The organism is Variovorax sp. efr-133-TYG-130 (assembly GCF_030208835.1).
Taxonomy (GTDB): domain Bacteria; phylum Pseudomonadota; class Gammaproteobacteria; order Burkholderiales; family Burkholderiaceae_C; genus Variovorax.
This window is the reverse complement of sequence record NZ_JARVTD010000033.1, coordinates 157,466-176,686: the sequence shown is the minus strand read 5'-3', so window position 1 is coordinate 176,686 and position 19,221 is coordinate 157,466. Positions and strand designations below refer to the sequence as shown.

Here is a 19,221-nt window from a genome sequence, read left to right as displayed (position 1 = left end):
ACCTTCATGCGCGGGCCCGGCCGTGGTCAGTCACAGTTCTGCGCGATATAGGCCTTGACGGCTTCCGCGTCGGCCGGCAGCTTGACGACGCGCTTGGGCAGCGCCTCGATGCCTTCGAACTTCTTCGGGCGCGCGGGCTCTTCGCCCAGCGCCTCGACCAGCGTGGCCGCGAACTTGATGGGCAAGGCGGTTTCGAGCACCACCATCGGCACGCCCGGCACGATGTGCTCGCGCGCGGCCTTCAGGCCGTCGGCCGTGTGCGGGTCGACCAGCGTTGCAAAGCGCTTGTCGGTGTCGCGAATGACGGCCAGGCGGTCTGCGTGGGTGCTGCGGCTGCTCTTGAAGCCGAAGCGCCCGGCGGCCTGCTGGAAGGCCGGGTCGCCGCTCAGGTCGAAGCTGCCCTGCAGGCCCAGGTCTTCCACGAAGAGCTTGCGCAGCCGGGCGGCGTCGCGGCCCACCAGGTCGAACACGAAGCGCTCGAAGTTGCTGGCCTTGCTGATGTCCATCGACGGGCTGGAGGTCTCGTGCGTGTCGGCCGCGCCGCGCACGCGGTACACGCCGGTGCGGAAGAACTCGTCGAGCACGTCGTTCTCGTTGGTGGCGACCACCAGCGTCTGGATCGGCAGGCCCATCATGCGTGCCACGTGGCCCGCGCAGACGTTGCCGAAGTTGCCCGAGGGCACGGTGAAGCTCACCGGCTTGTCGTTGCTCGCCGTGGCCTGGAAGTAGCCAGCGAAGTAATAGACCACCTGCGCCAGCAGCCGCGCCCAGTTGATCGAGTTGACCGTGCCGATGCGGTACTTGCGCTTGAAGCCCAGGTCGTTCGACACCGCCTTGACGATGTCCTGGCAGTCGTCGAACACGCCGGTGATGGCGATGTTGTGAATGTTCTCGTCCTGCAGGCTGAACATCTGCGCCTGCTGGAACGGGCTCATGCGGCCGTCCGGCGAGGTCATGAAGACGCGCACGCCCTTCTTGCCGCGCATGGCGTACTCGGCAGCGCTGCCGGTGTCGCCGCTGGTGGCGCCCAGGATGTTGAGCTCCGAGCCGCGGCGCGCCAGTTCGTACTCGAACAGGTTGCCCAGCAGCTGCATCGCCATGTCCTTGAAGGCCAGCGTGGGGCCGTTGGACAGGGCTTCGAGGTACACGCCGTCTTCGAGCTCGCGCAGCGGCACGATCTCGTCGGTGCCGAACACTTCGGCGGTGTACGTCTTCGCGCAGAGCGCCTTCAGGTCGGCCGGCGGGATGTCGTCGATGTAGAGCGAGAGGATCTCGAAGGCCAGCTCGGCGTACGGCAGCGCGCGCCACTTGGCGAGCGTGGCGGTGTCGACCTGCGGGTATTGCTCGGGCAGGTAGAGCCCGCCGTCGGGCGCGAGGCCTTCGAGGAGGATTTCGCAGAAGCGCTTGCGGTCGGGGTGGCCGCGGGTGCTCAGGTAGTTCACTTTGGATGCTCGGTTGTTTGGCTTGGGCGCGCCGTCGCTCAGGACAGCTCTTCCTTGCGGATGCGCACGATGGGCTGCAGCACGGTGGGCAGCGCCTGCAGCTCGGCCAGCACGTCGTTGACGGTGCCTTCGCGCGCGTCGTGCGTGAGGATGATGAGGTCGGTCTGCGTCGAGCCCTCGCCGCCCACTTCGTCGGCCTCGCGCTGCAGCACCGCGTCGATGCTGATGCCGGCCGTGGCGAGCAGGCCCGTCACCTTGGCGAGCACGCCGGCCTGGTCGGCCACGCGCAGGCGCAGGTAGTAGCTGGTGACGACCTCGGTCATCGGCAGCACCTTCAGGTCGCTCATGGCGTCGGGGTGGAAGGCCAGGTGCGGCACGCGGTGCGCGGCGTCGGCCGTGTGCAGGCGGGTGATGTCGACCAGGTCGGCGATCACGGCGCTGGCCGTGGGCTCGCTGCCCGCGCCCTTGCCGTAGTAGAGCGTGGTGCCCACGGCGTCGCCATGCACCACCACCGCGTTCATCGCGCCTTCGACGTTCGCCAGCAGGCGCTTCGACGGCACGAGCGACGGGTGCACGCGCAGCTCGATGCCCTTGGCGGTGCGCTTGGTCACGCCCAGCAGCTTGATGCGGTAGCCGAGCTGCTCGGCGTACTTGATGTCCTGCGCGGCGAGCTTGGTGATGCCCTCGATGTGGGCCTTGTCGAACTGCACCGGAATGCCGAAGGCGATGGCGCTCATCAGCGTGACCTTGTGGCCGGCGTCCACGCCTTCGATGTCGAAGGTCGGGTCGGCTTCGGCGTAGCCCAGGCGCTGCGCTTCCTTGAGCACGGTCGCGAAGTCCAGGCCCTTGTCGCGCATCTCGGACAGGATGAAGTTGGTGGTGCCGTTGATGATGCCGGCCAGCCACTGGATGCTGTTGGCCGTGAGGCCTTCGCGCAGCGCCTTGATGATCGGGATGCCGCCGGCCACCGCGGCCTCGAAGGCCACCATCACGCCCTTGGCGTGCGCGGCCGCGAAGATCTCGGTGCCGTGCACCGCGAGCAGCGCCTTGTTGGCAGTGACCACGTGCTTGCCGGCCGCGATGGCTTCGAGCACCAGCTGCTTCGCGATGCCGTAGCCGCCGATCAGCTCGATGACGATGTCGATGTCGGGGTTGGCGATGATTTCGCGCGCATCGGCAACCACTTTCACGCCTTCGCCGGCCACTTCGCGGGCGCGGGCGGTGTCGAGGTCGGCCACCATGGTGATCTCGATGCCGCGGCCGGCACGGCGCTTGATTTCTTCCTGGTTGCGCTGGAGCACCTTGAAGGTGCCGCTGCCGACCGTGCCTGCGCCGAGCAGGCCTACTTGGATGGATTTCATTGGGAGAGTCGCGTTCATGGTTTGGATGGGGTGGCGGCCGGCTCGGTCACGACGACGCGGCTGACGTAGCGGGGCAAGCTCCAGGCACCACCGGCGAAGCCACGGCACATGCCGTCGCCCGTCGCGCCGGTGCGCACGAAGTCCTTGCCGTTGAAATTCCAGGTCTCGGCCGACCAGCAGTCGCCGATGCCGCGCCCCTTCATGGAAGAGGTGACGCTGGCGTCCTTTTCGTCGAACTCGCCGCTCGCCTCGAGGGACACGGGCGCATAAGGCGGCTTGTCGCCGGCAATCCAGAGCAGCGTGGTGTAGTTGTACGCCCCCACGCCGCAGCCCAGGGCCAGCAGCACCTTGCGGTCGTTCAGGCGGTGGACTTCCACCGACTTGGCGTTGACCTGTTCCTGGTTGTTGCACTGCTCGAGCGCGTCTTTCAGGTCGAGCGAGGGGAAGATGCGCGCGGCCAGGGCGGCATCGCCGGGACGCGCCTTCGGCGGCCTCGGCACGTTGACGACGGGCATGGGCACAGGCTGCAGCGCCGACGATTCGGGCCTGCTGCCCTTGCGCACCAGCGCACCCGGCGTGCCCACGCGGCCCTGCGCCTCGTCCATCTTCAGCAGCACGGCGTTGAGGCCGGAGAGCGAAAGAACCCACTTCTTGCCGCCGCCGGCCGTGACCTGGGCTTCGTCGCCCTTGAGGAGTTCGGGCAGCACGGAACGGACCTGGCTGTCGTCGAAGCTGGCGGTTCCCGCCTCGAGACCCGAGACCGTGGCCTTGCCGACCTTGAAGCGCAGCGTGCCCTTGACGCCGTCGGCGTCGCCGATCTGGAGCTGGATGTCGATCGGCGTGCCGGGGCCGGCCTTGCGGGCGACGAGCATCGACACCGGCTCGCTGCCGCCGCTGTCCGCCTGGTAGCCGGCGGCCCGGCAGGTCAGCGTGTTGTCGCAGGCCAGCTCCCAGTCGTTGTGCGAGAACGCAACCGGTTCCTTGCCGGCGGCGCCAACGGACAGCGCGACCAGCGACAGCGCCACGGCGACACGGGCGAGGTTCATGAGCCCGTCTTGCGGCGCAGGCGGTACTGCTCCAGGAACTTGGCGATGCGGTTGATGGCTTCGCGCAGGTCGTCCTCGTGGGGCAGGAACACGATGCGGAAATGGTCTGGCGTGGCCCAGTTGAAGCCGGTGCCCTGCACCAGCATCACGCGGGTTTCCTTCAGCAGCTCGAGGAAGAACTGGCGGTCGTCCTCGATCGGGTAGACCGCGGGGTCGAGCTTGGGAAACATGTAGAGCGCGGCGCTCGGCTTGACGCAGCTCACGCCGGGAATGGCGGTGATCAGCTCGTAGGCCAGGTCGCGCTGGCGGCGCAGGCGCCCGCCTTCGCACACGAGGTCGTTGATGCTCTGGTAGCCGCCCAGCGCCGTCTGGATGGCCCATTGGCCCGGCACGTTGGCGCACAGGCGCATGTTCGAGAGCATGTTCAGGCCCTCGATGTAGTCCTGCGCGGCGCGCTTGTTGCCCGACACCGCGAGCCAGCCGGCGCGGTAGCCGCACGAGCGGTAGCTCTTGGAGAGCGAATTGAAGGTCAGCGTGAGCACGTCCGTCGACAGGCTCGCGATGGCGGTGTGCTTGACGCCGTCGTAGAGCACCTTGTCGTAGACCTCGTCGGCGAAGATCACGAGGTCGTGCTCGCGCGCGATGGCCACGATGCTCTTGAGCAGGTCGTCGGAATACAGGGCGCCGGTCGGGTTGTTCGGATTGATGACCACGATGCCCTTGGTGCGCGGCGTGATCTTGGCGCGGATGTCGTCCAGGTTGGGCATCCAGCCGTTGGCCTCGTCGCACAGGTAGTGCACCGGGGTGCCGCCGGACAGGCTCGTGGAAGCGGTCCACAGCGGATAGTCGGGGGCAGGCAGGAGCAGCTCGTCGCCGTCGTTGAGCAGCGCGTTGGTGGACATGGCGATCAGCTCGCTGGCGCCGTTGCCGAGGTAGATGTCGTCGAGGGTGACGCCCACGACACCCTGCTTCTGCGTCTCGTGCATCACGGCCTTGCGCGCGGCGAAGACACCCTTGCTGTCCGAATAGCCCGCCGAGGTCGGCAGGTTGCGGATCATGTCCTGCTGGATTTCCTCGGGCGCGTCGAAGCCGAACACGGCCAGGTTGCCGATGTTGAGCTTGATGATCTTCTGGCCGTCCTCTTCCATCTGCTTGGCGGCATCCATGATGGGACCGCGGATGTCGTAGAGGACGTTGGCCAGCTTGGCCGATTTCTTGAGCTGCTTCAAAGGGCCCTCCCGGGCGCGGATTAACGGGTTGAGACGGGTTTGTTACTCGGAGATACAGGCCGGCGAGGTTCGCTCGCGAAAGCCCTTGCAGGCCCTCTGGCACCAGGGAAAACCTATAATTTGACCACAGTTCCCAGTGCCCAGATGAAGCTCCAGCCCGACAAATCAGACGCCCAGTCCCTCACCGCGCACGGCCCCGGCTGGATTGCAATCAACAACGAAAAAGTCGAAGGCAGCGTGGTCGTCGGCTCGCGCGGCGAGCGCTTCGAATGGAACTGCGCCAGCTTCGACCAGCTCGGGCCGGAGCATTTCGCGCAACTGACCGCGCTGGGCGCGGAACTGATCATCTTCGGCAGCGGAAACCGCATCCGCTTTCCCCAGCCGGCATGGCTGAAGCCCCTCATGGCGCAGCGCACCGGGGTCGAGACCATGGACACGGCCGCCGCCTGCCGGACCTACAACATCCTGGCCGGGGAAGGCCGCCACGTAATCGCCGCGCTGCTGGTCGAGAGCCCGGCGGGTGGCTGATAGAGGCGTTTTCGGGGTAAAATACTAGGTTGCGAACAGGCCAGCTACCCCAAAGTTAGCAACGACCAATCCTCCATTCATCGAGCGAGCCCCGAAAAAGGCTGAGAGGGCTCGAAGAACGGAATCTAACGGAGAAAACAAGTTTCATGGCGATCGTTGTCAACAAACCCATTCCTGAATTCGACGCCAACGCCACGGGCGGCCTCAAGGTCTCGAATACCTCGCATCTCGGCCACGTGCTGGTCATGTATTTTTACCCGAAAGATAACACTCCGGGTTGTACTACCGAAGCGATGCAGTTTCGCGACCGCTACAAAGACTTCGAAAAAGCCGGTGCCACGGTCTTCGGCGTGTCCCGCGACAACATGAAGTCGCACGACGAATTCAAGGCCAAGCTCGAACTCCCCTTCGAGCTCATCGCCGACACCGAAGAAAAGATGTGCCACATGTTCGGCGTGGTCAAGAACAAGATCATGTACGGCAAGAAGGTCAAGGGCATCGAGCGCAGCACCTTCCTGATCGGCGCCGACGGCATCCTGAAGGCCGAATGGCGCGGGCTCAAGGTTCCGGGGCACGTCGACGACGTGCTCAAGGCGGTCAAGGCGCTCAAGAAGGCGGCCTGATCACCGCAGGGCGCCCTGGCGGCGTGGCGTGGGAAATGCCCAACGCCACGCGCAAAAGAGCCCCCGGTGCTTCATTTGCGGTGTGCATAATGGCCTCATGCCGTTGAGCTCCACGACCGCATCCTCCGAACAAAGCCGCCTTGGTCTTCAGGCGGCTTTTTCGTTTTCTGGTTCCCACTTCCTGCGAGCGACCTGACACATGCCATTGCCCCCCGCCCCCACGAAACGCGCCGCATTGCTCTCGCCGGACGCAATCGACGCGCCCGCCCGTTCCTCGCACCGGGGCTCGCGCCGCGCTACCGACCAGCGCGCCGATGAGGCGCCCGCACGCACGCCGCAACCGCTGGAACTGTTCGACAGCATCGGCGCCGACGGTGCCGGCGGCGCATCCGCCGCCACTCGCCCGGCGCGCCGGACCAAGGCAAAGGGCGCGCCCGCTGCCACTCCCGCGACCGCACCGGCGCCCGTGAGCGCGCCCCAGCCGCAAGCCCTCATACAGGTCGAGACGAAGGTGCAGCCGACCGCACCGGCCGCCGCCCCGGCACCTGTCGCCTCGGCGCCGCAGACTCCCGCCCGCCCCAAGCGCAGCAAGTCCGCCGGCCCCGCCAAGCTCTTCGTGCTCGACACCAACGTGCTGCTGCACGACCCGATGTGCCTGTTCCGCTTCGAGGAGCACGACATCTTCCTGCCGATGATCGTGCTGGAGGAGCTCGACGGCCACAAGAAAGGCACCACCGAAGTCGCCCGCAACGGCCGCCAGACCAGCCGCACGCTCGACGCGCTGGCCGCTGCGCAGGATGCCGACATCGACAAGGGCCTGAAGCTCGACACCACCGGCCACCGCGAAGCCGGCGGCCGGCTGTTCTTCCAGACCGCCCCGCTGGACTACTCGCTGCCGATCAGCCTGCCCCAGGGCAAGGCGGACAACCAGATCCTCGGCGTGGTGCAGGCGCTGCGCGACGAGTACGCCACCGACAAGCCAGGCAAGCCGAAGCAAGAGGTCGTGCTGGTGTCGAAGGACATCAACATGCGCGTCAAGGCGCGCGCGCTCGGCCTGGCCGCCGACGACTACCAGAACGACAAGACGCTGGAAGACGGCGACCTGCTCTACGCCGGCTCGCTGGCCCTGCCGCCCGACTTCTGGACCCGCCAGAGCAAGACGGTCGAAAGCTGGCAGAGCGGCAGCAACACCTTCTACCGGATCAGCGGTCCGCTGGTGCCCAACCTGTACATCAACCAGTTCGTCTTCTTCGAAGCGCCGGGCGAGCCGAGCATGTACGCGCGCGTCACCGAAATCCGCGACAAGACCGCGGTGCTGAAGACGCTCAAGGACTACAGCTCGGGCAAGAACGCCGTGTGGGGCGTGAACACCCGCAACCGCGAGCAGAACTTCGCGATGAACCTGCTGATGGACCCGGAGATCGACTTCGTCACGCTGACCGGCACCGCCGGCACCGGCAAGACCCTGATGGCGCTGGCCTCCGGCCTCACGCAGGTGCTGGACGACCGCCGCTACACCGAGATCATCATGACCCGCGCCACCGTGAGCGTGGGCGAAGACATCGGCTTCCTGCCCGGCACCGAGGAAGAAAAGATGGGCCCCTGGATGGGCGCGCTCGACGACAACCTCGAGTTCCTGGCCAAGGGCGACGGCGGCGGTGCCGGCGAGTGGGGCCGCGCGGCCACCAACGAGCTGATCCGCAGCCGCATCAAGGTCAAGAGCATGAACTTCATGCGCGGGCGCACCTTCCTGAACAAGTACGTGATCATCGACGAGGCGCAGAACCTGACGCCCAAGCAGATGAAGACGCTGATCACGCGCGCAGGCCCCGGCACCAAGATCATCTGCATGGGCAACCTCGCGCAGATCGACACGCCGTACCTCACGGAAGGCTCCTCCGGCCTGACCTTCGCGGTCGACAAGTTCAAGGGCTGGCCGCACGGCGGGCACATCACGCTGGCGCGCGGCGAACGCTCGCGGCTGGCCGATTTCGCGAGCGACGTGCTCTAGCCTTCGCTTCGTCCCGCACAGGGCCCGCGCATGCTCCCCGGAGCATGCGCGGGCTTTTTTTCGACCTGCCGACAGGCTACTGACAAGACGCTGTCAGTAGCCCGCCAGCACCATCGGGGCTCCTCAACAACACACGAAAGAGAGCCCTCCAAATGCAAAACGCCATCAGCTGGTTCGAGATCCCGGTCGCCGACATGGACCGCGCCCAGGCCTTCTACGAGACCGTACTGGGCCGCAAGCTGCGTCGCGAGACCTTCGGCGCCGACACGCTGGCCGTGTTCCCCCACGACAAGCCCGCCACGGGCGGCGCCCTGCAAGCCGGCGCGAGCGGCAGCGCACGTGCCGGCACCGGAATCCGCATCTACCTCGACTGCACGCCCGGCATCGACGCCGTGCTGGCACGCGTCGAGGCGGCTGGCGGACAGATCGTGGGGGCCAAGTCCGCGCTGCCTCCGGGCATGGGTTTCATCGCCTACATGCGCGACACCGAAGGCAACGAAGTCGGCCTGCACGCACCGGACTGAACCACCATGACGCAGCGAAACTGGATCGCGGTGGCCAGCGCCGAGCATGCCCGGCGTGGCCGCGACCACCGGCCCACCGGCTTCATGCAGGTGGGCCACGGCAAGCATGCGCCGCTCAAGCGGCTGTCGCCCGGAGACCGCGTGGCCTACTATTCGCCGGCCACGGTGTTCGGCGGCACCGACAGGCTGCAGAGCTTCGTCGCGATCGGCATCGTGCAGTCGGGCGGGCCGTACGAGTTCGACATGGGCAACGGCTTCGTGCCGTGGCGCCGCGACGTGGCATATGCCACGTCGCATGAAGCGCCCATCGCGCCGTTGATCGAACGGCTCGCATTCATCGAGAACCCCAGGCAGTGGGGCTACAAATTCCGCTTCGGCATGTTCGAGGTCAACGATGACGACATGCGGCTGATCGCCCAGGCCATGAAGGCGGAAGCGAAGACACTATCGTTTTGAGGAGAAGAAGAAACATGGAACCCATCCGCCAGCACGTCGACGCCTTTCGCGTTTCGGGCATCGCCGTGCGCACCACCAACCGCGAAGAGAGCACGCCGGCCACTGCGCGCCTCGGCGCGCTGTGGGGACGCTTCTTCGGCGAAGAGACTTACGCGTCGACACCGAACCGGACGGCGGACACCCGCATCTTCGGCGTCTACTCGGGCTACGAGTCGGACGCCGATGGCGCGTTCGACGTGACCGCCGGTGTCGCCGTCTCGAATGGGCAAGGCAGCATTTCCGTCGAAGCCGGCGACTATCTCGTCTTCTCCGGCCAGGGCGAGATGCCGCACATGGTGATCGCCGCCTGGCAACGCATCTGGCAATACTTCGAGGCGCACCCGGAGGTCACACGCAGTTGCCGCAGCGATTTCGAGGCCTACGAAGGACCGGACAAGGTGGCGATCCACATCGGCGTTGCCTGAGCCCCGGAAAGAGCTGAACGGAACAAGCCGATGCGCCGCGCCGACCGCCTCTTCCAGATCGTGCAGCTCATCCGCGGGCGGCGCCTCACCACGGCCGCGTTCCTGGCGCTGCGGCTCGAGGTGTCGGAGCGAACGGTGTACCGCGACGTGGCCGACCTGCAGCACCAGGGCGTGCCCATCGAAGGCGAGGCCGGCATGGGCTACCGGCTGGGCATGGGCTTCGAGCTGCCGCCGCTGATGTTCACGCAGGACGAGGCGTCGGCCCTGGTGGCTGCCGCGCGGATGGCGCAGAGCTGGGTCGATCCGGCGCTCGCACGCGACATCGAGACCGGCCTCGGCAAGATCCTGTCGGTGCTGCCGGCGGCGGCGCGGGTGTCGGCCGAGGCGCTGGCGCTCTACGCTCCCGCCATGGGCCTGGAACCCGCCCTGCGTGCGCGGCTGCAGACGCTGCGCGAGGCCGTGCAGTCGCGCAACAAGCTGCGGCTGGCCTACCGCGACGTGTCGGGCGACGCCAGCGAACGCACGGTGCGGCCGCTGGGCTGCTTCTACTGGGGCAAGGTGTGGACGCTGTCGGCGTGGTGCGAACTGCGCGACGACTTCCGCGGCTTCCGGCTGGACCGCATGGACACGATCGACATGCTGCCCGATCGTTTTCGCGACGAGCCCGGCAAGACGCTGGCCGACCTGCTTCGCACCTTCAAGGTCGAGAAGGTGCAGGGGCAGATCGTGCCGATCAAGTAGGCCCGCTCAGTACTGCTCGTTGTTGCTGTAGCCGGCCAGGTTCTCGAACTTGGTGAGCGGCTTCAGGAAGGCCAGCTTGACGGTGCCCGTGGGGCCGTTGCGGTGCTTGCTGATGATCACCTCGGCCACGCCCGGCTCCTTGCTGTTCTTGTCGTAGTAGTCGTCGCGGTAGATGAACATGATGATGTCCGCGTCCTGCTCGATCGCGCCGGATTCGCGCAAGTCGCTCATCATGGGGCGCTTGTCGGTGCGGCTCTCGACGCCGCGGCTGAGCTGCGACAGCGCGATCACCGGGCACTTCAGTTCCTTGGCCAGCATCTTCAGGCCCCGCGAGATTTCGCCCACGGCGGTGGCCCGGTTCTCGTCGGAGCTGCTGGTCGACATCAGCTGCAGGTAGTCGACCACGATCAGGCCGAGCCTTCCGTACTGGCGCGCCAGCCGCCGCGCATTGGCGCGCAGTTCGCTGGTCGAGAGGCCCGGCGTCTCGTCGATGTGCAGCGACACCGTGCGCAGCTTCTCGATGGCCTCGGTCAGGCGCGGCCACTCCTCGTCGCTGAGCTTGCCGGTGCGCAGATGGCCCTGGTCGATGCGGCCGATGGAGCCGACGATACGCACCGCGAGCTGGGAGGCGCCCATTTCCATCGAGAACACGGCCACCGGCAGGCCTTCGTCGAGCGCCACGTGCTCGGCGATGTTGATGGCGAGCGAGGTCTTGCCCATCGACGGACGCGCGGCCAGCACGATCATGTCGCCGGGCTGCAGGCCCGAGGTCATCTTGTCGAAGTCGTGGAAGCCGGTGCGGATGCCCGTGATGTCGTTCGGGTTCTCGGCCATCTCGGTCACGCGGTCGAGCAGTTCGACCACCAGGGCATCCATGCTCTGGAAGCCCTGCTTCATCCGCGTGCCTTCTTCGCCGATGTTGAAGATCTTCTGCTCTGCCTCGTCCAGGATCTTGTCGACCGGCTTGCCCTGCGGGTTGAAGGCCTGCGTCGCGATCTCGTCGCTGGCGGACACCAGTTTTCGCAGGATCGAGCGCTCGCGCACGATCTCCGCATAGCGCCGGATGTTGCTCGCGCTTGGCACGTACTGCGCGAGCGAGTTCAGGTAGACCAGCCCGCCGATCTCGTCGGCCTTGCCGAGGTTCTGCAGCTGCTCGTAGACCGTGATCACGTCGGCCGGCTTGCTGGCGTTGATCAGCCCGCCGATGGCGGCATAGATCAGCTTGTGTTCGTGCCGGTAGAAGTCGCCGTCGACCAGCAGGTCGCCCATGCGGTCCCAAGCCCCGTTGTCGAGCAGCAGCCCGCCGAGCACGCTCGATTCGGCCTCGATGGAATGAGGCGGAATGCGCAGTTGGGCGATCTGGCGGTCGGCCGACGGGTCATTGTCGGCATAGGAAAAAACGGCGGACATGGACTTCCCTTGCAACCCTGCATGCTAAGCCGCGCACGCCGATGCGTGTGTGGACAAGGTTGTGAATAAACGGTGATCTTCCAGTGCAATGCGCTGGAAAACACGTGCGCGAAAAAAGAAAAGCCGCCCGAAGGCGGCTTCTGCTGCAGCGCACAAGGCGCTGTGAGCGATCAGGCGGTTTCGCCGTAGACCGTCACGGTGATGTCAACCACCACGTCGGTGTGCAGGGCAACGCTCACGGTGCTGTCGCCGACGACCTTGATCGGGCCGTTGGGCAGGCGAACCTGCGACTTGACAACCTTGTAGCCTTGCTTGCCCAGCTCTTCGGCGATGTCGCCGTTGGTGACCGAGCCGAACAGACGGCCGTCGACGCCAGCCTTTTGCGTCAGCTTGATGGTCGTGCCACCGAGCTTTTCGCCTTGAGCTTGCGATTCGGCCAGCTTGGCGGCCGCAGCCTTTTCGAGTTCGGCGCGCTTGGCTTCGAATTCGGCCTTGTTGGCGGCGGTGGCACGGCGGGCCAGGCCCGTCGGGATCAGGAAGTTGCGAGCGTAGCCGTCCTTGACCTTGACGATATCGCCCAGGGCACCGACGTTGACAACCTTGTCCAGAAGAATGATTTGCATGTTCTCGACTCCTTAGACGCGGTGCTGGTCGCTGTACGGCACCATGGCCAGGAAGCGCGCGCGCTTGATGGCGGTGTTCAGCTGGCGTTGGTAGATCGCGCGCGTGCCGGTCAGGCGGGCGGGGATGATCTTGCCGTTTTCGCTGATGAAGTCACGCAGCGTGTCGATGTCCTTGTAGTCGATTTCTTCGACGCCAGCGACGGTGAAGCGGCAGAAGCGCTTGCGCTTGAACAGCAGCGACTGGGTGTTGCGCTTCGGGCGCTTGTCTTTGTTGAATTTCTTGAACGTGGCCATTTGAGGACCTCTTTTCGAAAATTAATCTTGCTGAAAATCCTGGATATGCAGGACTGGATGCTTGCCGTTGCCCGGTGTCGCGAGAAAGCCCTGAAAACGCCAGCGGCTCCCCATCGACTGCTTTGCGAGCCGTTCGGCGATTGCGCCGAAGGCCACGGCTTTGAGGGCCGTCTTGACCTGCCGGGGCTTGCCCTCTTCCTGGAGCGTCGACTCGTGTTCGAGCTTCAGGTCGATGGCGGGCAAGCCGGCCGGCGTGAATCGCAAGGCTCCGAGTTCGGCAACGGAGGCGGACAGCAGAAGCTGGTTGACCCCGGTTGCCGCAGCGGCAGCAGTCACACCATCAGTTGTTGTTGGCGGCGTACTCGGCCTGCTGGGCCTTGCGGGCCTCTTCGCGCTCGACCGTCTTCATCATCGACGAAGGACCGGTTTCGGCCTTCTTCTTCTGGACGGTCAGGTGGCGCAGCACGGCGTCGTTGAACTTGAACGCGTGTTCCAGTTCGGCCATCACGGCTTGTTCAGCTTCGATGTTGACGCACAGGTAGTGCGCCTTGTTGAGCTTGTTGATCTGGTAAGCCAGCTGACGGCGGCCCCAGTCTTCAACGCGGTGGACATTGCCGCCGCCGGCCGTGATCAGGCCCTTGTAGCGCTCCAGCATGGCCGGAACTTGTTCGCTCTGATCCGGGTGGATCAGCAAAATGATTTCGTAGTGACGCATGGCACTCCTTGTGGATTCTTCCGAAGAAGAGGAAAAGCCACCTGCAGCGTCGGGCGCAGTGTGGCAAGGCAAAGCCGGCGATTATAGCCCTGTAATCCGCACCCCGGCAAGGCGGCTCATTCGCCCAGGGCCTTGTCCAGGGCGGCGGCCTTCTCCGGGCCGACCGCGGCACGGATCTTCGGCGCCAGCGCCACCAGGTCGTCATAGCTGGTCGTGCCCTCGACCTGGAGGTTGAGCCGGAAGCCCATCAGGCCCAGGCTGCCGGTGAGCTGGGTGGCGATGGGATAGGCGTCCTTGTAGCGCTGCTGCTTGCTGCGGCCGGAGCCGCTGGCGGCCGGCTTCGGCTCCTCGGCAGGGGCCGGGCCCGCGGCAACAGGCTGCGCGGCCTTGCCGCCCAAGGGCTCCAGCACGCCGAGCGAGATCATCTGATCGATGTCCTCCCGCGAAATGCCCATGCCCGCGGCCAGCACGTCATCGACCGACCGCTTGCCGTCGAACAGGATGAACGCCGAGCGCTGGCGCGGCGACAGCGGGACCGAGCGGTCTTTGAGGGCCTGGTGGCCCGCTTCGGTCTTGAGAAGAATCATGGTGTTCCCCGTTCCGGGATGCGCCCGTGAGTTCCCTCAAGTCTGGCAGCAAATACGCAATTTGTTTCAAAAACAGGCCGGTGACGCGGGAATCCCCCATGGGGGATTTCCGCAATCCACAGGCTTCAGCGCTTGGCGAGCTGCTGCCAGGTGTCGATCACGCTGTCGGGGTTCAGCGAGATCGACTCGATGCCCTGCTCCGCCAGCCACAGCGCGAAGTCGGGGTGATCGCTGGGGCCCTGGCCGCAGATGCCGACGTACTTGCCCTGCGCCTTGCAGGCCTTGATGGCGCGGCTCAGCATGGCCTTGACGGCCGGGTCGCGCTCGTCGAAGTCGGCGGCCAGCAGTTCGAGGCCCGAGTCGCGGTCCAGGCCCAGGGTGAGCTGGGTCAGGTCGTTCGAGCCGATCGAGAAGCCGTCGAAGAACTGCAGGAACTCATCGGCCAGGATGGCGTTGCTGGGCACCTCGCACATCATGATCAGCTTGAGCTCGTTCTCGCCGCGCTTCAGGCCGTGCTCGCCGAGCAGGCCGGTCACGCGCTCTGCCTGGCCCAGCGTGCGCACGAAGGGCACCATGATCTGCACGTTGGTCAGGCCCATGTCGTTGCGCACACGCTTCAGCGCCTCGCACTCCATGGCGAAGGCTTCGCCGAAATCGGCGCTCAGGTAGCGCGCTGCGCCGCGGAAACCCAGCATCGGGTTTTCTTCTTCCGGCTCGTAGCGGCTGCCGCCGATCAGCTTGCGGTATTCGTTCGACTTGAAGTCGGACAGGCGCACGATGACGGGCTTGGGCCAGAACGCCGCCGCGATGGTCGCGATGCCTTCGGCCACCTTGTCGACGTAGAACGCGCGCGGCGAGGCATGGCCGCGGGCCACCGACTCGACGGCCTTCTTCAGGTCGTTGTCGACGTTCGGATAGTCGAGGATCGCCTTCGGGTGCACGCCGATGTTGTTGTTGATGATGAACTCCAGGCGGGCCAGGCCCACGCCGTGGTTCGGCAACTGCGCGAAGTCGAAGGCGAGCTGCGGGTTGCCCACGTTCATCATGATCTTGAGATCGATCTCGGGCATCACGCCGCGCTGCACTTCGGTCACTTCGGTCTCGAGCAGGCCGTCGTAAATGAAGCCGGTGTCGCCCTCGGCGCAGCTCACGGTCACCAGGGTGCCGTCTTTCAGCAGGTCGGTGGCGTCGCCACAGCCGACAACGGCCGGAATGCCGAGTTCACGCGCGATGATGGCCGCGTGGCAGGTACGCCCGCCACGGTTGGTGACGATGGCGGCGGCGCGCTTCATCACCGGCTCCCAGTTGGGATCGGTCATGTCGGTGACGAGCACGTCGCCGGCCTGCACCTTGTCCATTTCGCTGATGTTGTGCACCAGCCGCACGGGGCCGGTGCCGATCTTCTGGCCGATGGCGCGGCCTTCGGCCAGCACTGCGCCCTTGCCCAGCAGCTTGTAGCGCTGCTCGGCCTTGCCCTGCTGCTGGCTCTTCACCGTCTCGGGGCGTGCCTGCAGGATGTAGAGGTGGCCGTCGGTGCCGTCCTTGCCCCACTCGATGTCCATCGGGCGGCCGTAGTGCTCCTCGATGACCAGCGCATACCTGGCCAGTTGCTCGACGTCGGCGTCGCTCAGCGAGTAGCGGTTGCGCTGCTCGGCCTTGACGTCGGTGGTCTTCACCAGCTTGCCGCTCGCCTTTTTCTCTTCGGGCGTCGCGAACTCCATCTGGATCAGCTTGGAGCCGAGGTTGCGGCGGATCACGGCCTTCTTGCCGGCCTTGAGCGTCGGCTTGTGCACGTAGAACTCGTCGGGGTTCACGGCGCCCTGCACCACCGTTTCGCCCAGGCCGTAGCTGGAGGTGATGAACACCACGTCTTCGAAGCCCGATTCGGTGTCGATGGTGAACATGACGCCGGCGGCGCCGAGGTCGGAGCGCACCATGCGCTGCACGCCGGCCGACAGCGCGACCACGTCGTGCTCGAAGCCCTTGTGCACGCGGTAGCTGATGGCGCGGTCGTTGTAGAGGGAGGCGAAGACCTCCTTCATCTTGTGCAGCACGTCGTCGATGCCGACCACGTTCAGGAAAGTCTCTTGCTGGCCGGCGAACGAGGCGTCGGGCAGGTCTTCCGCGGTGGCGGAGGAACGCACGGCGAACGACGCGGCCGGGTTGCCAGCGCTCAGCGTGGCAAAGGCTTCGCCGATGGCTTTCTGCAGGTCGGCCGGGAACGGCTGGGCCTCGACCATGGCGCGGATCTCGGCGCCGGCGGCGGCCAGTGCGCGCACGTCTTCGGTGTCCAGGGCGGCCAGGCGCTTGCTGATCTTGTCGGCCAGGCCGTCGTGGGCCAGGAACTGGCGGAATGCGTGCGCCGTGGTCGCGAAACCGGTCGGCACCCGCACGCCCTGCGGCAGCTGCGAGATCATTTCGCCGAGGCTGGCGTTCTTGCCGCCAACCGCCTCGACGTCGGTCATTCTCAGGTTTTCAAACGGTACGACCAGGGCGGTCGCGTCGAAAAGTGCAGACATGGGGGAGCTCCAGAAGTTGAAACCGGTGCCGCATGCAGACGGCGCGGCACGATCGTTGTCGTTGCTTTGGGTGCGGGCGCGGTGTGCATGGAAAGAATTGGGGCCGGGAAGCGGATTCCCGATAATGGCCCGGATTGTAGGCGTGGCGAGGTTGCCCGCGCCGCAGGACAAGGCCGCATGACCACGCATTCACGCACAGTTTTCTTCATTTCCGACGGCACCGGTATTACCGCGGAGACCTTCGGCAACGCCGTTCTGGCCCAGTTCGAGATGAAACCGCGCCACGTCCGGCTGCCTTTCACCGACACGGTCGACAAGGCCCACCAGGCAGTGCGGCAGATCAACCACACCGCCGAACTCGAGGGCGTGCGCCCCATCGTCTTCACCACGCTGGCCAACATGGACGTGCTGGAAGTGATCGAAACCGGCTGCAAGGGCATGCTGCTGGACATGTTCGGTACCTTCGTGCGGCCGCTGGAAATAGAGCTGGGCGTGAAATCCAACCACCGCATCGGCCGCTTCAGCGACGTCAGCAAGAGCAAGGAATACAACGACCGGATCGCCGCGATCGATTTCAGCCTGCAGCACGACGACGGCCAGAGCAACCGCGACCTCGAGGGCGCCGACGTGATCCTGGTGGGCGTGAGCCGCAGCGGCAAGACGCCTACCTCCCTCTACCTGGCGATGCAGCACGGCCTGAAGGCGGCCAACTATCCGCTGATTCCGGAAGACTTCGACCGCCGACAGCTGCCGCCGGCGCTGACGCCGCACCGCAAGAAGATTTTTGGACTGACCATCCAGCCCGACCGGCTCAGCGAGATCCGCAACGAGCGCCGGCCGAACTCCCGCTACGCCAGCCTCGAGAACTGCCGCCACGAGGTGAGCGAGGCCGAGGCGATGATGCGGCGCGCCGGCATCCGATGGCTGTCGACCACCACCAAGTCGATCGAGGAAATCGCGACGACGATCCTGCAGGAACTGCGGCCCGAGCGGCTGACGTACTGATTCCGCTGTCTTCTGGATAGCAAAAAGCGCCCGGCTGGCGGGCGCTTTTTCATGGCTGGCTCGACCGACGCGCCCTCAGGCAGGAGCCGATGTGCGAATCAGGTGATCGAACGCGCCCAGCGCCGCCTTCGCGCCGTCGCCCGCCGCGATGATGATCTGCTTGAACGGCACGGTGGTGGCGTCGCCCGCCGCGAACACGCCCGGCACCGAGGTCTGGCCGCGTGCGTCGACGATGATTTCGCCGTGCTTCGACAGCTCGACCGTGCCCTTGAGCCAGTCGGTGTTGGGCACCAGGCCGATCTGGATGAACACGCCTTCGAGCTCAACCGTCTTCAGTTCGCCCGTCGCACGGTCCTTGAAGACCAGGCCGTTGACCTTCTGGTCGCCGGTGATCTCGGTGGTCTGCGCGTTGGTGAAGATGTCGACGTTGTTCAGGCTCTTGAGCTTGCGCTGCAGAACGGCGTCGGCGCGCAGTTGCGTGTCGAACTCGATCAGCGTGACATGGCCCACGATGCCGGCCAGGTCGATCGCCGCTTCGACGCCCGAGTTGCCGCCACCGATGACCGCGACGCGCTTGCCCTTGAACAGCGGGCCGTCGCAGTGCGGGCAGTAGGCCACGCCCTTGTTCTTGAACTCGTGCTCGCCGGGCACGTTGATGTTGCGCCAGCGCGCGCCGGTCGAAATGATCACGGTCTTGCTCTTGAGCGAGGCGCCGCTTTCGAGCTGCACCTCGATGAGGTCGTTGCCCGGCACCAGTGCCTTGGCACGCTGCAGGTTCATGATGTCGACCTCGTAGTCGCGCACATGCTCCTCGAGGGCGTGGGCGAACTTCGGTCCTTCGGTTTCCTTGATCGAGATGAAGTTCTCGATGCCCATGGTGTCGAGCACCTGGCCGCCGAAGCGCTCCGAGGCCACGCCGGTGCGAATACCCTTGCGCGCGGCATACACGGCTGCCGCGGCGCCGGCCGGGCCGCCACCGACGATCAGCACGTCGAATGCCTCCTTGCCTGCGATCTTCTTCGCTTCGCGCTCGACGCCGCTGTTGTCGATCTTGGCGAGGATTTCTTCCAGGCTCATGCGCCCCTGGCCGAACTCGGTGCCGTTCAGGAACACGGTCGGCACGGCCATGATCTGGCGTTCCTTGACTTCTTCCTGGAAGGTGCCGCCTTCGATCATGGTGGCGCGGATGCGCGGGTTCTGCACTGCCATCAGGTTCAGCGCCTGGACCACGTCGGGGCAGTTGTGGCAGGTGAGCGAAACGTAGATTTCGAACTCGAAGTCGCCGTCGAGCGCCTTGATCTGGTCGAGCACGGCCTGCTCGACCTTCGGGGGATAGCCGCCGATCTGCAGCAGCGCAAGGATCAGCGACGTGAATTCATGGCCCATGGGCAGGCCGGCAAAGCGCGGGCCGTGGTTTTCGCTCGGGCGGTTGATGGAGAACGAGGGCTTGCGGTGGTTGTCGTCGCGGCTCTCGGTCAGCTTGACCAGCGGGGACACATCAGCCACGTCCTTCAGCAGCGACAACACTTCGCCCGAGGCCTTGCTGTCGTCGAGCGAGGCGACGATCTCGATCGGCTGCGTGGCGCGTTCGAGGTAACTCTTCAATTGGGCTTTGGTGTTTGCGTCGAGCATGAGGAACTCTC

General features: G+C 65.7%; 20 protein-coding genes. 8 read left to right on the top strand and 12 right to left on the bottom strand.

Going from position 1 to position 19,221, the window contains the following annotated elements; genetic code table 11:
* Positions 1–26: 26 nt before the first annotated feature.
* From thrC to QRN67_RS28080, 4 genes are read right to left on the bottom strand one after another with little or no spacing between them, the layout of a single operon-like run.
* Entirely contained in the window at positions 27–1,442 is a 1,416-nt protein-coding gene (thrC, locus tag QRN67_RS28095; protein ID WP_285414530.1) for a threonine synthase, read from the bottom strand.
* A 38-nt stretch (positions 1,443–1,480) separates the two neighbouring features.
* A complete protein-coding gene (locus QRN67_RS28090; RefSeq protein ID WP_285414529.1) occupies positions 1,481–2,803 on the bottom strand; it encodes a homoserine dehydrogenase in 1,323 nt (440 codons plus the stop codon).
* Between the two features lie 14 nt (positions 2,804–2,817).
* Positions 2,818–3,849, bottom strand: a complete 1,032-nt coding sequence (locus tag QRN67_RS28085) for a DUF1176 domain-containing protein (protein ID WP_285414528.1) — start codon at positions 3,847–3,849, stop codon at positions 2,818–2,820.
* Positions 3,846–5,078 carry a pyridoxal phosphate-dependent aminotransferase gene (locus tag QRN67_RS28080; RefSeq protein ID WP_081270461.1) on the bottom strand — a complete coding sequence of 411 codons (1,233 nt, stop codon included), beginning with the start codon at positions 5,076–5,078 and terminating at the stop codon, positions 3,846–3,848. Before QRN67_RS28080 ends, QRN67_RS28085 begins: the two co-directional genes overlap by 4 nt.
* Positions 5,079–5,222: 144 nt before the next feature.
* Here QRN67_RS28080 and QRN67_RS28075 point away from each other — a divergent pair, with 144 nt between their 5' ends.
* The 7 genes from QRN67_RS28075 (at position 5,223) to QRN67_RS28045 (ending at position 10,425) form a co-directional block, all read left to right on the top strand.
* Positions 5,223–5,606, top strand: a complete 384-nt coding sequence (locus QRN67_RS28075; protein ID WP_285414526.1) for an Mth938-like domain-containing protein — start codon at positions 5,223–5,225, stop codon at positions 5,604–5,606.
* Positions 5,607–5,752: 146 nt separating this feature from the next.
* The gene (locus QRN67_RS28070) at positions 5,753–6,229 is read left to right on the top strand and encodes a peroxiredoxin (protein WP_007830801.1); all 477 of its coding nucleotides are present in this window, start codon (positions 5,753–5,755) and stop codon (positions 6,227–6,229) included.
* 199 nt (positions 6,230–6,428) lie between these two features.
* Positions 6,429–8,240: a PhoH family protein gene (locus tag QRN67_RS28065; protein ID WP_285414524.1), complete on the top strand. Its 1,812-nt coding sequence runs from the start codon at positions 6,429–6,431 to the stop codon at positions 8,238–8,240.
* A 152-nt stretch (positions 8,241–8,392) separates the two neighbouring features.
* Complete coding sequence (locus QRN67_RS28060; RefSeq protein WP_106933890.1) at positions 8,393–8,764, top strand: VOC family protein; 372 nt, start codon at positions 8,393–8,395, stop codon at positions 8,762–8,764.
* Between the two features lie 6 nt (positions 8,765–8,770).
* On the top strand, positions 8,771–9,220 hold the full coding sequence (locus QRN67_RS28055) for an EVE domain-containing protein (RefSeq protein ID WP_285414521.1): 450 nt from the start codon (positions 8,771–8,773) through the stop codon (positions 9,218–9,220).
* A 14-nt stretch (positions 9,221–9,234) separates the two neighbouring features.
* Complete coding sequence (locus QRN67_RS28050; protein ID WP_285414519.1) at positions 9,235–9,684, top strand: GyrI-like domain-containing protein; 450 nt, start codon at positions 9,235–9,237, stop codon at positions 9,682–9,684.
* Between the two features lie 30 nt (positions 9,685–9,714).
* Positions 9,715–10,425 carry a helix-turn-helix transcriptional regulator gene (locus tag QRN67_RS28045; protein ID WP_285414517.1) on the top strand — a complete coding sequence of 237 codons (711 nt, stop codon included), beginning with the start codon at positions 9,715–9,717 and terminating at the stop codon, positions 10,423–10,425.
* A 6-nt stretch (positions 10,426–10,431) separates the two neighbouring features.
* Here the strand turns inward: QRN67_RS28045 and dnaB are convergent, their stop codons facing one another.
* The 7 genes from dnaB to ppsA all read right to left on the bottom strand — a co-directional run bounded on the left by dnaB (position 10,432) and on the right by ppsA (position 16,573).
* The gene (dnaB, locus tag QRN67_RS28040) at positions 10,432–11,835 is read right to left on the bottom strand and encodes a replicative DNA helicase (protein ID WP_081270468.1); all 1,404 of its coding nucleotides are present in this window, start codon (positions 11,833–11,835) and stop codon (positions 10,432–10,434) included.
* 170 nt (positions 11,836–12,005) lie between these two features.
* On the bottom strand, positions 12,006–12,458 hold the full coding sequence (rplI, locus tag QRN67_RS28035) for a 50S ribosomal protein L9 (protein ID WP_081270469.1): 453 nt from the start codon (positions 12,456–12,458) through the stop codon (positions 12,006–12,008).
* Positions 12,459–12,470: 12 nt separating this feature from the next.
* Entirely contained in the window at positions 12,471–12,752 is a 282-nt protein-coding gene (gene rpsR, locus QRN67_RS28030; RefSeq protein ID WP_007830781.1) for a 30S ribosomal protein S18, read from the bottom strand.
* A 21-nt stretch (positions 12,753–12,773) separates the two neighbouring features.
* Positions 12,774–13,088, bottom strand: coding sequence for a primosomal replication protein N (gene priB / locus QRN67_RS28025; RefSeq protein ID WP_285414508.1), 315 nt, complete (start codon positions 13,086–13,088; stop codon positions 12,774–12,776).
* 4 nt (positions 13,089–13,092) lie between these two features.
* Positions 13,093–13,467, bottom strand: coding sequence for a 30S ribosomal protein S6 (gene rpsF, locus QRN67_RS28020; RefSeq protein ID WP_081270471.1), 375 nt, complete (start codon positions 13,465–13,467; stop codon positions 13,093–13,095).
* A 116-nt stretch (positions 13,468–13,583) separates the two neighbouring features.
* Positions 13,584–14,054, bottom strand: coding sequence for a hypothetical protein (locus tag QRN67_RS28015; RefSeq protein ID WP_285414507.1), 471 nt, complete (start codon positions 14,052–14,054; stop codon positions 13,584–13,586).
* 125 nt (positions 14,055–14,179) lie between these two features.
* The gene (gene ppsA / locus QRN67_RS28010; protein ID WP_285414506.1) at positions 14,180–16,573 is read right to left on the bottom strand and encodes a phosphoenolpyruvate synthase; all 2,394 of its coding nucleotides are present in this window, start codon (positions 16,571–16,573) and stop codon (positions 14,180–14,182) included.
* A 177-nt stretch (positions 16,574–16,750) separates the two neighbouring features.
* On the opposite strand from ppsA, the gene ppsR reads away from it, so the two are divergent.
* The gene (gene ppsR, locus QRN67_RS28005; protein WP_081270474.1) at positions 16,751–17,578 is read left to right on the top strand and encodes a posphoenolpyruvate synthetase regulatory kinase/phosphorylase PpsR; all 828 of its coding nucleotides are present in this window, start codon (positions 16,751–16,753) and stop codon (positions 17,576–17,578) included.
* A gap of 75 nt (positions 17,579–17,653) precedes the next feature.
* Here ppsR and ahpF read toward each other — a convergent pair whose 3' ends face one another.
* Positions 17,654–19,210, bottom strand: coding sequence for an alkyl hydroperoxide reductase subunit F (gene ahpF, locus QRN67_RS28000; RefSeq protein ID WP_285414505.1), 1,557 nt, complete (start codon positions 19,208–19,210; stop codon positions 17,654–17,656).
* Positions 19,211–19,221: the final 11 nt, after the last annotated feature.

What these genes read in the sequence shown, in the direction of transcription:
- QRN67_RS28090 (WP_285414529.1), bottom strand. Translation starts at nt 2,803, where the DNA reads ATGAAATCCATCCAAGTAGGCCTGCTCGGCGCAGGCACGGTCGGCAGC.
- QRN67_RS28085 (WP_285414528.1), bottom strand. Translation starts at nt 3,849, where the DNA reads ATGAACCTCGCCCGTGTCGCCGTGGCGCTGTCGCTGGTCGCGCTGTCC.
- QRN67_RS28075 (WP_285414526.1), top strand. Translation starts at nt 5,223, where the DNA reads ATGAAGCTCCAGCCCGACAAATCAGACGCCCAGTCCCTCACCGCGCAC.
- QRN67_RS28070 (WP_007830801.1), top strand. Translation starts at nt 5,753, where the DNA reads ATGGCGATCGTTGTCAACAAACCCATTCCTGAATTCGACGCCAACGCC.
- QRN67_RS28065 (WP_285414524.1), top strand. Translation starts at nt 6,429, where the DNA reads ATGCCATTGCCCCCCGCCCCCACGAAACGCGCCGCATTGCTCTCGCCG.
- QRN67_RS28060 (WP_106933890.1), top strand. Translation starts at nt 8,393, where the DNA reads ATGCAAAACGCCATCAGCTGGTTCGAGATCCCGGTCGCCGACATGGAC.
- QRN67_RS28055 (WP_285414521.1), top strand. Translation starts at nt 8,771, where the DNA reads ATGACGCAGCGAAACTGGATCGCGGTGGCCAGCGCCGAGCATGCCCGG.
- QRN67_RS28050 (WP_285414519.1), top strand. Translation starts at nt 9,235, where the DNA reads ATGGAACCCATCCGCCAGCACGTCGACGCCTTTCGCGTTTCGGGCATC.
- QRN67_RS28045 (WP_285414517.1), top strand. Translation starts at nt 9,715, where the DNA reads ATGCGCCGCGCCGACCGCCTCTTCCAGATCGTGCAGCTCATCCGCGGG.
- dnaB (WP_081270468.1), bottom strand. Translation starts at nt 11,835, where the DNA reads ATGTCCGCCGTTTTTTCCTATGCCGACAATGACCCGTCGGCCGACCGC.
- rplI (WP_081270469.1), bottom strand. Translation starts at nt 12,458, where the DNA reads ATGCAAATCATTCTTCTGGACAAGGTTGTCAACGTCGGTGCCCTGGGC.
- rpsR (WP_007830781.1), bottom strand. Translation starts at nt 12,752, where the DNA reads ATGGCCACGTTCAAGAAATTCAACAAAGACAAGCGCCCGAAGCGCAAC.
- rpsF (WP_081270471.1), bottom strand. Translation starts at nt 13,467, where the DNA reads ATGCGTCACTACGAAATCATTTTGCTGATCCACCCGGATCAGAGCGAA.
- QRN67_RS28015 (WP_285414507.1), bottom strand. Translation starts at nt 14,054, where the DNA reads ATGATTCTTCTCAAGACCGAAGCGGGCCACCAGGCCCTCAAAGACCGC.
- ppsA (WP_285414506.1), bottom strand. Translation starts at nt 16,573, where the DNA reads ATGTCTGCACTTTTCGACGCGACCGCCCTGGTCGTACCGTTTGAAAAC.
- ppsR (WP_081270474.1), top strand. Translation starts at nt 16,751, where the DNA reads ATGACCACGCATTCACGCACAGTTTTCTTCATTTCCGACGGCACCGGT.
- ahpF (WP_285414505.1), bottom strand. Translation starts at nt 19,210, where the DNA reads ATGCTCGACGCAAACACCAAAGCCCAATTGAAGAGTTACCTCGAACGC.